Below are 10,577 nucleotides of genomic sequence, written 5' to 3' on the forward strand. Positions count from 1 at the left end.
TCCAGGTGTAGTCGTGTGACGGCCTCTGCACGCGGCCAGATGGAGGATGGGCCGTAGCGATCGGCGTGCTCCCCGTCGGGACACTCCTCGCAGCCGCCGTGCCCGTCGTCGCCCCACTATGTCACTCATCGGCGCGTGGCCTGCGGCCGTCTGCGGAACGTCGATGTTGGCACGGGACAAGCGGTTTCGGCAGCCACTCGGTTCAGCGGTGTGCTGGTGCAGGTGGCATCGTCGACGTGCGAGTCCGCCGCACGCACTTCGGCACTGAGTTCGAGCCGTAGCTCGGCTATTCGTAGGACCGGTTGCAGCCAACTGGTGGATATGTTCCGGGCTGACCTCGTAGCTGACGACACGGGGGCCACCTCTGCGGCGCGCACGGCCAGCGGAAGCCCCACATCGCCCATCAAGCGGGATCGCTGTCCTCCAACAAGCTCAGTCTCGTCCAGTACAACTGGGAGCTGTACCGCAAGCACGAGCACCTGTCGGTCCCGCGGCGCGGGCCCTGGCCGGTGCCGTGTGGCAGTCGCTGCGCACCTCGCGGATCTAGCCGGTGCGAGGCGGGAACAGCTGAGGCCGCGTGTGGAGAAGGCCCAGCACTGCACGGGTTCGGACGGTCCGGCGTGCGTCAACGGCTCCTGCGATCACCGCATCGCAGGAGCCGTTGACGTGGTCAGTACCTATTGCCAGCCGTGCTGGTTCAGGAGCGCGTCTTCGTTGAGGTAGCCGAGTAGTCCTGCCAGCGGGTACTCGATGATGTCATCGGGAAGTTCGTGCACCGTGAACCATCCCACACCCATGCACTTCTCAGGCTCCCTGTTGGTGGGTTCGCCGTCCCATGCGGTGGCTTCGAAGAAGAACCCGATCCGTTCCATCCTGTCACTCTGCCGGTGGTGTACGACCTGGACGAGACGCAGGTGGGCCGGTGCGACGGTGAGGCCGGTTTCCTCGAAGAGCTCCCGTGCCGCGCCGTCGGTCAGTGGCTCGCCGTGGTCGAGCTTGCCCGAGGGCATGTGCCATCGACCGTGGCCGTAGGGGCCGTTGCGCTGGGAGAAGAGGATCCTGTCGCCGTCGCGGACGATGACGTGGGTGTCGATGACGGGCTGTGCCGGCTGTGCGCTCATGGTTCCTGGAGGTCGGTGGAGTGGGGGGGGGGCTGTAGGGGGCCGGAGGGGCAGGGCGGCGTCGGCTATGCGGTGGGCGACTTCTCGGGAGGGGCAGTCGCTGGTGTCGATCCAGAGGACGGCGACGTTCCGGCTCCTGAGGTAGTCCGCCGCGTGGCGGTACAGGTCCACCTCTTGCTGTGGATGGTGGAGGTCGAGGCATCACGACCGCTCCGTTGAAGTGACGCACGTCACGCCAGTAGGTGGGCTGCCCGTTGTCGGAGCGGTTCGGCGAGCGGGAGGTTGTCGCCGTGGACGGTGCTTTCGAGGAGTTCGGTGATGACGGCGAGTTCGGCGAAGCGGCCGGCCGGTGTGCTCAGCACGTCCGCGAACTCGCAGCGGATGCGCGAGGCGACGTCGGGTGTGAGGAGGCTGTGGCTGTGGAGGGTGGCGGCGTCATAGCCGGTGGGCGCGAGCCCCCATCCCTCCCAGTCGAGCATCGTGAGCCGGGGTGCGCAGAGATTCGCCCAGTGGAGGTCGCCGTGTGCGGTGTTCCAGGACGGGGCTCGGGTGTCGACGGCGGGGCTGAGGAACTTCGGCATGGCCCAGTTGAGGTACTGCTGGTCGGTGGTGTGGCGATTGGTGGGGATCGTGGCGATGGTGCCGAGGGCTGTGCGCAGGGATGTCCACCACGACGCGGGCAGGTTGGAGTTCGTCGTCAGGATCGGAGACGCTGCGACAGGGGGTTCGTCGATGTGGTCGTACAGCTCGGCGCGGTAGCGCCACGGCGGCTCGTTCCAATCGTGGATCGTGTGCAGGCGGGGGCGGGGCACCGTGTGCGGGATGGTGTCCTCGGCGTCGCGGGAGCCGTTGAAGAAGGTGGAGTCGGCTTGGTCGAGAGGTGCGGCGGCGAGGCGAAGCCAGGCGGGGCCGTCGGGGGTGGTCACGGTGCGGCCGAGGGTTCGTCCGTGCCAGCCCCATGCTTCGCGCCCGCCCGGATGGGGCCGTGCGCCCAGAGTGGTGCGGGCTCGGTGGTGGGCGGTCCGCATGCGGGCGCCGACCTGGGGGTCGGCGGGTTCGGAGTGCATTACGGCGCCGGACGATCGTCGGGAGCGGTGAGGAGAGCGGTTCGGGCGGCCCGTGCGAGCACGGCCTGGGTGGCGGCGGGCAGGCCGAGGCGGTTCCAGTGGAAGATCACGTGGCTGGCGAGAACGCCGCGTAATCCGCGTTCGAGGGTGCCGTCACGGGCGGCGTCGGCCAGGCGCCTGCCGGTGTGGGCGAAGGCTTCGGACCACTCGGCTGCGAAGGCGAGGGGGCCGTGGACTGCGAAGAGGGTGCCGGTGGGCGAGGTATCCAGGCTGATGAGCCGTCGTAGGCCGGGGATCATGCCGTTCAGCTGGTCCGGCGAGGGTTCGGCGGCCAGGGGGCGTTCGCGTACGACGCGGTGCCAGATGTCGGCTTGCTCGTTGTCGTCCTGGCGGGCGCCGCGGAACAGAGTGCTGCACAACAGGACGGACAACTCGCGTCGGCCGACGGCGGCTTGGTTCGGCAGTCCAAACGTGTGCCGCAGGCAGTCAACAGTGCCGCGGCTGTCAGCGTGAAAGAGGGCGTGGGCGATGTCCATGCCTGCCGGTCCGCCGAAGGTGAGCTCTTCGGGTTCGTAGAGGGATTCCCACCAGCGTTCGACGGCGCCGTCGGCGGCCATGGTGTCGAGCACTGCGCTGACGGCGGCCGTCATCTCGGTTGTGGTGGCCTTCGGGCCGGGGCGGCACCGCAGCCTCCAGCATGGGTGCTTGCGGAGGAACCACCACTGGGCGATCGTCCCGGCTTCCTGGGCTTGCTGCAGCTGCGGGCCCAGGCGGGCGGCGGCGATCCGTTCGGCACTGTCCCAGTCGGTGAACCGGATACGGGTCTGGTACCAGTCGCGTTGGTCGGCTTGTGCTTCGAGGGCGGCGCGTCCGGCGGCCTTGTACGCCTCGATCGCCTCGATGAGGTGGGCGGGTTCCATCGGGGCTTGGGCGGCGGCCGTCTCCAGCGGCGTTCCCGCGAGAACGGCCAGGACGAGGGTCTCTGTCGTGTGGGGGTTCGGGGGCATGCGGTGGCCTCTTCTCGACAAGCCGGAGGGGATCTGCGGCGATGGCGGGGTGGTCAGCCGGACAGCAGGCAGGCGTCCCAGCCGGAGGCCGTGGCGCCGTGCGTCTGGGCGGTCAGCAGGGCGAGCGCGCGTCCGGCCTCGCCGTCGAGGAATCCGTCATCGTCGGCGGGGTGCTTCAGGAGGAGGGTGCGAAGGCCGGGCAAATGGGCATCGAAGCCGGTCGCGGTGGCGTCGCGGGCGACGCGGTGGGTGGTGTGGAGGAGGCCGGCCGCGCCGTGGCAGATCCCGGCGTCGCGGATGCGGCCGAGCTGGTCGGGGTCGGACAGGCAGGCGAGGAGGGCGTGTTCGGCGAGGCGCTGACGGTCGGTGTCGCCGAGGGCGAGGGCGGCGAGTTGCTGGGCGCGGGCGAGGCCGGGGGTGCCGTAGCACCAGCTCGGCCGGAGCGGCCCGGTCTGCTTCACGGTGCCGGTGCGGTGTTCGGTCCAGGTGATCCACTGCGGCCACCATGGGCTGGTCTCGGTGCCCTGGCGCCAGCGGTCCAGCCAGGCGCAGATCCGTTTCATCGCCGCGTTCTGGCCGTCCACGACCGCTCCCGCCCGTGCAGCGATGGCCAGCAGCGACAGAATCCCGCCGACGCCGTGGGCCATCCCCAGGTTCCCGTGTCCGCCGGGAAACTCCGCTGTGCGACTGCCGGAGGGATCGAGGTCCGTCCACCATCCCGGGAGCTGGTCCGGGTCGTGTTCGAGAGGAAGTGTCAGTCGCACCAGGTAGGTGAGGACCTCGCGCATGGCCGGGGCTGCCGGGTCGCGGCTGAGCAGGTAGGAGCCCAGGCCGGTAAGCCCGTAGAAGAGGTCGAACTCGCCGACGCGGGGGCGTATCTGGCGGTCGATGCGGATGTGCGCCGCGTGGACGCGCTGTCGGGTGAGGCGGGTGATCCGGGAGTCGAGGGCGTGCAGGGCTCCGGTATAGCGGCCAGTGTCCCGGGCCGCGGTGTGAAGGGCGAAGGCGATGGCCGGGGCGCCGACGTACAGCGAGGCCGTCTCGTCGGCGAGGAGGTCTTTGGTGCAGGACGTGAGCAGGGTGTGTGCGTCGGCCCAGGAGGTGAGGCCGCGGTGGGCGCGCTCGATGTGCGGCAGTGCGGTGCCGACGGTGCCGTGGGCGAGGGACTGGGCCCGTAGAGCGCGAGCGGCGGGGCCGTGGCCGGGGTCGGATGGCTCCGGGCTCGTCGAGCCGGTGGTCGTTGAGGGGGTCACGCGCGGGCTCCTTGGTGTCGGGCGGCATCGGACAGGGCGGCGGAGCGGGCCAGCCGTGAGCAGGTGTCCTCGCCTGCCGGGTCGATCCCGGCCGCACGCAGGTAGTGCAGGTGCATCAGGGACGGCAGCACCGTCTCCGGCGCCTTCGTGCTGGTGGCCGCGAGGACGGAGCGGTAGCGCCGCAGGGCCTGGCGGCGGATTCCCCAGGTGGTGGTGAGCGCTTGGCCGCCGGGCAGAGCGCGTACGGCGGCGAAGTCGTCGGCCGGGTTGGCCAGGCGCATCGCTTCTTGGTGGAGAGGGCGGGCCGGGTGCGAGGCGGCGGTGGGGTCGATGTGGTCGATGAGCCAGCGCATCGCGCGCGGGGTGTCGCTGGTGAAGGAGACGACGAGGTTGACGAGGCCGGCGGTGATCAGGGCGTGGGGGTCGGCCCCGCTGTCGGCCGCGCAGGTCAGGTGGGCGAGGGCGGCGGCGGAGTCGGCGGCGAAGACCGTCTCTGCGGCGGCCATGGCCATCCCGGTGCCGTAGCGGCCGGTCTCAGGGTAGTAGGTGTCCCACTGCATGCGGCCGAGCAGTCCGCGCTGCCGGAGATCGGCTGCCCAGGCGCCGGCCTGGGCGGCTATCTCGCCGAACGCGTGGGGGTGCGGGAGGTGGAAACGCAGCCGCAGGTGGTCGTGCGGGTCGCGGTAGCGGACGTACCACCACGCAGGCGTCTGGTCGAAGCCGTCGAGGAGGCGGGGCAGGTGGCGGATGAGGAGGCCGGGGACGCGGTCGGGGTGTGAGTAGAGCTTGAGGTAGGCCCAATTCGAGGTGCCGGGCACGTGCCCGTGATCCCGGCCGACGACCCTCTGGCCCCCCGCCTCGTGCCGGTGCGTGGTGGGCGGGGCGGTGGAGGCGAGGGTGAGGGTGATCTCGTGGGGGCGCCCGTCGATCCACGCCCAGGCCGTCTCGTCGGCCGCTTCGCGCAGCACTGCGTGTCCGGCGCGGTCCAGCTCGGCGCGCAACAGCGTCGTGTCGGCCCTCTGCTCCAGGTTGAGACGAAGGCGCTGGTCGTCGTCTCCGAGGTGCACGGCGCCGGGGACACCGAGGCGATGCCGCCAGGCGCTCAGACGCTCGGCCCACGGAGCGAACTCGGCGTTGGAGGAGGGGAGGTCGGCCGTGGTGAGGCGCCAGGTAGCGGGGGAAAGAACGGTACGGCCGTAGCGGATGCGGGGCAGGAACGGCAGGCGGGCGGCGGCGCCCCAGGCGAACGGGCCGAAGGCGGCGGCCCTGGCTCGGGGCAGTTCGACCAGCAGCCGGGCCAGCGGGTGGGTGAAGGTGGACAGGTCCACCGCGTTGAGCAGATACGGCTCGATGGTGTGGCCGGTCGAGAGCCGGACCAGGCGGAAGCCGGTGACGTCCGCAGTGACCGCAAGGTCGTCCCACTCCAGCAGGGCGCCGGAGTGGTGCTCGGCGATGGATATGACGTCGGGTTCCAGGGCGGGGGCCCGGCCGACGTTGTCCGTGCGGATGTGCAGTGCGGGGCTGGAGACCTGGACCCGGCTGGCGCCGCTGGCCAGGGTCGGCAGGCTCGTGTACGCGGTGGTCATACGGTCGCGGTCGGCGGCGTCGAAGAGGTCGAGGAAGCGGCCTGCGGTAGCCCCGGCTGCCGGGGCGATGCCGTTGACATGGAGGTGGAAGTCGCCGTTCTCGACCGCCTGGCGGGTGCGGGCCTGGAGGTGGAAGCGCAGGTCGATGTGCGGCAGAGGGACGCTGCCTTGCGCGTGTTCCCAACCGGTCAGCATCGCATCGGTGAGAGGGACTTCGCGGGTACCGTCGAAGGCGGCGTGCTGGGCGAGCGCGAGGAGTTGTTCGTCGCGAACGGTCAGGGTCGGGGTGGGCCGGGCACGGCGGGAGCCGCGGTATCCGGCAGGGAAGTCAAGGCCGGTATCGGGGTCGGTGAGCTGACGGACGGGAACCAGGGCGCCGGGCCCGTAGGTCTCCAGGAACCGGGCGTGGTAGTCCTGCCAGGACGCCGAGCCGGACGGGAACGGCGTCAAGCGGGCCAGCACACTCGCAGCCTTGGCCGCCTCGCGAGCCACCAGGTGGGGCAGGACCGGCGCGGCACCCAGCCGCAGGTCCACGGACAGGGGCGCCCCGGCGGCCGGCGCGAGGGCGGTCATCGCCCCGGCCGCCGAGCCCCGCAGGCTTCGCCGTTGGGAAGCGGGAGCCGCATCGTGCCGGGTCAGCGTCGCCCGGATGTCCTTCAGCGCGTTCAGGAGGGGCCGCGCGGCCTCGACGTGCACGGCGTCTGCCGTCTCAAGCGCGGTGATGACGTGCCCCAGCGGGTCGGTGACGGTCATCGGCGGACGCACGGCGGTGAGCAGAACGCGGCGGGCCACCAGTTCGGCCAGCAGGGCGTCGATGGCTCGGGCGGGGGTATCGCGGTACTCGGCGGCGAGCTTGGCGGCCAGGTCGGCGACCGTGACAGGCACGGTGGTGGCGTCCACGACCATCTGCACGGCACCGGTGTACCGCATGCTCATCTCGCCGGGGCCACGGTCACTGTCACGGTCGGGCCGCTGGAAGGGCACGACCAGGCGTCCGTCACGCACGAAGCAGGTGGAGTCCACCACGACCGGAAGGCGCCGCAGCAGTTCGGGGAGCGACTCCAAGCGGTCGATGACGTCCGCGAGCCATACGGAGTCCACGCGTGCGGTGGGCTGGTGCGCGTCCGTCCAGTCGAGGGTGAGCGTGTCGGCGATACGGGCGGGGGCGACGCCGGCGAACAGGCCGAAGGGGGTAGACCGGTGCCGAAACCGCAGCACATAGCGGGCGAGGGCGCCTGCGGCCCGCCGTACCTGTTTGGGCTGCCGCACCCGCCCGGTGCGGATCTCCTCGATGCGGCGGGCCAGCACCGGGCTGGACAGCTCGACCGCTTCGGCGACCGAGCCGATGGCCCACACCTGCGTGATCCACTCGCGCGACCGCCCGGCGTCCGCCTCCGCGTCGCCGGTCGGCTCCGGCCGGGGCGGGAGGGCCAGTCCGCTCGGATAGGCGGCGGCCCGTAGCAGGGCCGCGTCCACGTACCGGTACATCCGCACGTTTCCCTCCCCTGGTGTGACGGGATCGGCCCGGCGCCGGACCTTGCGATGCAGGTCCGGGCACCGGGCCCGGCGTCACCCTGATCAATCGGTGATGCAGCCGGCGCAGGCGCTCTCGCTGGTGCTGCCGCAGTTGTCGCTGGTCTTGTTCATCAGCTCCGCGATGACCGTGCCCTTCTCCGCGAAGGTCACGTCCAGGTCGAAGTCGCTGTCGGTCGTGCTTACTCGGGCGGCGTCCACTGTTTCCTCCAGGGGTGAGTGAGGGATGTGCACGTACACCTGGCCTGCTCGGAGCGTCAGTGCCCGGCGGGCCAGGAGATCGTGAAGCGGAAGGCGGACCCGTCCAGCACCGCCCCGGCGGGCAGCCGCTGGTCACCGGTGAGGGCGGGGAAGGCCCTCAGCTCGGGCTGGTGGCCCCGGTGATCGCGGTGCCACGTGCGGATCTGGGCGATCAGCGCCTCCGCGGTCCTGGCGGCCTCGGGCCCATGGCCGACGGCGCCGAACTCGAACACCTGCCGCTCGGGTGTGGTCGGGCGCATCGTCAGATAGGCGAAGGAGCCGGAGGCCCGGTCGAGGAGCGTCGCCACTCCGCGGCGGGACCAGGACGCGACCACGCCGCGGTCACGGGCCTCGCGGGTGGCGGCCAGCAGCGCGAACTCGGGCAGCGCCGAGACCAGCCACAGTTCCAGGTCGTCGTACGGGAGGCCCAGCCCGAGCGTCACTGAGGACCATGCCTCGGTGCGCGGGCCGGCCAGGGCCTTGCGCATCCGGTCGGCGTCGACCTGGCCTTCGTCCAGGCGCAGGCCGACCTCTTCGTCTTCGCCGTCGTGCAGCACCACCAGGCGCTCGTCACGGGCTCCGGCCCCGCGCATCGGGACGAACCCGCAGACCTCGAAGTCCCTCGCCGTCAGCGCGGTGTCCTCCCGCTGGAAGGCGACCGACCAGGTCAGGCCCCGCAGCCGGAGCGGCACGACGATCCGCCCGTTCTCGGCGAGCTGGTCCACCCAGGCCGGGGCGAGGTCGGCGGCCTCGACGGTGACCACGATCCGGTCGTAGGGGGCATGGGTGGGCTCCCCGTCGGCGCCGTCGCCGACCAGGACGTGCACGCGGCCGTATCCGGCGGCGGGCAGCAGCTTGCCTGCGCGGTCGATGACGTCGGCGTCGATGTCGATCGTGGTGACCTCGCCGCTCTCGCCGACCAGCTCGGCGATCAGGGCGGCGTTGTAGCCGCCGCTGCCGATCTCCAGCACCCGCATGCCGGGGCGGATGTCGGCCTGCTCCAGCATGAACGCCTGGACGCGGGCGGCGCTGACGGAGCTGAGGGACGTCCCGTTCTCGTCCCTCTTGGTGATCAGCGCGTGCTCGGGGGCGTAGGCCTTCTCCAGCGTCTCCTCGGGCATGAACAGGTGCCGGCCGACGGTGCGGACCGCCTGCTCGACTACTTCGGTACGGATCGCGCCCAGCTTGCGCAGCTCGGCGATCATCTTCTCGCGCAGGGAATCGATCCGAGCGGGGTCGGGACTCTGAGTGGTCATCGGCCGGAGTGTAGTCACGCCGTAACTCCTTGGTGGTGCGTTGTGTGGGGGTGGCCTGTCCGGAGCGGCCGAGGGAAAGTACGTGGCTTCTCGCGTCAGTGAAGGCGAGCGCAGGCCGAAGCGGAAGACGCTCCGTCGGCGGAGGCGGGGTTCGAACGCAGGGGCGGTGTGGGGAGTGCGCTTCCGGGGTCGGGGTTCCGGACGCGGCTGTCTCCCCCCTCGGGCTCAGCGCAGCAATCCGGTCCGGCGCCGACGACTCTTTCTGTGGATATCTGGCGGTATACCTGCGAAGGGCCGGGGATGCGAACTACGGTTCGTAACAGCTTCATCACAAGCTTGGCCGCCAGGGGAGTGCTGGGGAGTGGACGGGGCGGGATGGGTTCCGCGTCGTTCCACGCTTGTTCCACACCTTCCACGGGCGGGACCAACGGCCAGCACGGAGGGGAACACCGCATGCCGCAACGTCGCGTCGTCACGGGCCGGAGCCAGGAGCCACGCCAGCGGTTCGCCGAGGAGCTGCGGAGACTGCGGTCGCAGCAGGGCATCACCCTGCGGCAACTCGGAGAGCGGATGGGCTGGGACTGGTCGCTGTTCGGCAAGATGGAGAAGGGCGACACCATCGGCAGCCCCGAGGTCGCCGAAGCGCTGGACGACTTCTACGGCACCCCGGGCCTGCTCCTGGCCATGTGGGAGCTGGCCGCCGGCGACAAGACGCAGTTCCGCGAACGCTACCGGCGCTACATGACGCTGGAGGCCGAAGCGGTGAGCCTGTGGCACTTCGCGGTGAGCGTGCTGCCGGGGCTGTTGCAGACGCCGGGGTACGCGCGGGAAGTGCTGTCAGCGGGTGGCTTGAAGCGTCCTGAGCTGGACCAACAGGTCGAGGCCCGGATGGGCCGACGCGAACTGCTGGAGGGTGACGACGCCCCACCGTTCCGGACCATCCTGTCGGAAGCGGTGCTGCGCACGCCGCTGAGCGACCAGGGGGAGTGGCGCGAGCAGTTGCAGCATGTCGCTGAGGTGGCAGAACGGCCGAACGTGACGTTGCATGTACTGCCCTTGGCAGCGGGTATGCACGGGCTCGACAGCACGACTCTCATGTTCCTGCGGCTCGTGGACGGGCGTACCGTTGCGTACACGGAGAACGCACATCGAGGCGAACTGATCGAGGCGAACGCACCGGTCGAGCGCTTGCAGCGAGCGTACGATGCGATGCGCGACCTGGCGATGTCTCCGACCGCGTCGCTGAAGTTCGTCCTGGCCATCTTGGAGGAAGTACCGTGCGAACCGTCGACCTGAGTGCCGCTACGTGGCGCAAGAGCTCTTACAGCAACTCGGACGGTGGCGAGTGCGTTGAGGTCTCTGACGACTTCGCCGCTGTTGTCCCCGTGCGGGACAGCAAGGCGCCGCATGGCCCCGTACTCGCCTTCCCCGTGAGCGGCTGGACGTCGTTCGTCGGAGGGGTGAAGAACGGACAGCTCACGGCCTGAGCCACGTGCACGCAACGGCTCCTGCGA

The 10,577-nt window shown here is 70.8% G+C and carries 9 protein-coding genes and 1 pseudogene; 3 read left to right on the plus strand and 7 right to left on the minus strand.

Annotated elements, in window-relative coordinates; translation table 11 throughout:
- Positions 1-407 precede the first annotated feature (407 nt).
- A pseudogene (locus OSB71_RS06900) lies at positions 408-547 on the plus strand (glycosyltransferase family 2 protein); the annotation flags it as partial.
- A 130-nt stretch (positions 548-677) separates the two neighbouring features.
- Here OSB71_RS06900 and OSB71_RS06905 read toward each other — a convergent pair.
- From OSB71_RS06905 to fxlM, 7 genes are all read right to left on the minus strand, one after another.
- On the minus strand, positions 678-1,121 hold the full coding sequence (locus OSB71_RS06905; RefSeq protein ID WP_265945356.1) for an NUDIX hydrolase: 444 nt from the start codon (positions 1,119-1,121) through the stop codon (positions 678-680).
- A 230-nt stretch (positions 1,122-1,351) separates the two neighbouring features.
- The gene (locus tag OSB71_RS06910; RefSeq protein WP_265945358.1) at positions 1,352-2,188 is read right to left on the minus strand and encodes a hypothetical protein; all 837 of its coding nucleotides are present in this window, start codon (positions 2,186-2,188) and stop codon (positions 1,352-1,354) included.
- Complete coding sequence (locus OSB71_RS06915) at positions 2,188-3,195, minus strand: thiopeptide-type bacteriocin biosynthesis protein (protein ID WP_265945360.1); 1,008 nt, start codon at positions 3,193-3,195, stop codon at positions 2,188-2,190. Before OSB71_RS06915 ends, OSB71_RS06910 begins: the two co-directional genes overlap by 1 nt.
- 53 nt (positions 3,196-3,248) lie before the next feature.
- Positions 3,249-4,448 carry a lanthionine synthetase C family protein gene (locus tag OSB71_RS06920; RefSeq protein WP_265945362.1) on the minus strand — a complete coding sequence of 400 codons (1,200 nt, stop codon included), beginning with the start codon at positions 4,446-4,448 and terminating at the stop codon, positions 3,249-3,251.
- Entirely contained in the window at positions 4,445-7,522 is a 3,078-nt protein-coding gene (locus OSB71_RS06925; protein ID WP_265945596.1) for a lantibiotic dehydratase, read from the minus strand. Before OSB71_RS06925 ends, OSB71_RS06920 begins: the two co-directional genes overlap by 4 nt.
- A 90-nt stretch (positions 7,523-7,612) precedes the next feature.
- Entirely contained in the window at positions 7,613-7,801 is a 189-nt protein-coding gene (locus OSB71_RS06930; RefSeq protein WP_265945364.1) for an FxLD family lanthipeptide, read from the minus strand.
- A 23-nt stretch (positions 7,802-7,824) separates the two neighbouring features.
- The gene (fxlM, locus tag OSB71_RS06935; RefSeq protein WP_265945366.1) at positions 7,825-9,063 is read right to left on the minus strand and encodes a methyltransferase, FxLD system; all 1,239 of its coding nucleotides are present in this window, start codon (positions 9,061-9,063) and stop codon (positions 7,825-7,827) included.
- Between the two features lie 453 nt (positions 9,064-9,516).
- Here fxlM and OSB71_RS06940 point away from each other — a divergent pair, with 453 nt between their 5' ends.
- Positions 9,517-10,359: a helix-turn-helix domain-containing protein gene (locus tag OSB71_RS06940; RefSeq protein WP_265945368.1), complete on the plus strand. Its 843-nt coding sequence runs from the start codon at positions 9,517-9,519 to the stop codon at positions 10,357-10,359.
- Entirely contained in the window at positions 10,341-10,550 is a 210-nt protein-coding gene (locus OSB71_RS06945; RefSeq protein WP_265945370.1) for a DUF397 domain-containing protein, read from the plus strand. Before OSB71_RS06940 ends, OSB71_RS06945 begins: the two co-directional genes overlap by 19 nt.
- Positions 10,551-10,577: the final 27 nt, after the last annotated feature.

This window comes from Streptomyces marinisediminis (assembly GCF_026262575.1).
GTDB lineage: Bacteria > Actinomycetota > Actinomycetes > Streptomycetales > Streptomycetaceae > Streptomyces > Streptomyces marinisediminis.

What these genes read in the sequence shown, in the direction of transcription:
- OSB71_RS06905 (WP_265945356.1), bottom strand. Translation starts at nt 1,121, where the DNA reads ATGAGCGCACAGCCGGCACAGCCCGTCATCGACACCCACGTCATCGTC.
- OSB71_RS06910 (WP_265945358.1), bottom strand. Translation starts at nt 2,188, where the DNA reads ATGCACTCCGAACCCGCCGACCCCCAGGTCGGCGCCCGCATGCGGACC.
- OSB71_RS06915 (WP_265945360.1), bottom strand. Translation starts at nt 3,195, where the DNA reads ATGCCCCCGAACCCCCACACGACAGAGACCCTCGTCCTGGCCGTTCTC.
- OSB71_RS06925 (WP_265945596.1), bottom strand. Translation starts at nt 7,522, where the DNA reads ATGTACCGGTACGTGGACGCGGCCCTGCTACGGGCCGCCGCCTATCCG.
- fxlM (WP_265945366.1), bottom strand. Translation starts at nt 9,063, where the DNA reads ATGACCACTCAGAGTCCCGACCCCGCTCGGATCGATTCCCTGCGCGAG.
- OSB71_RS06940 (WP_265945368.1), top strand. Translation starts at nt 9,517, where the DNA reads ATGCCGCAACGTCGCGTCGTCACGGGCCGGAGCCAGGAGCCACGCCAG.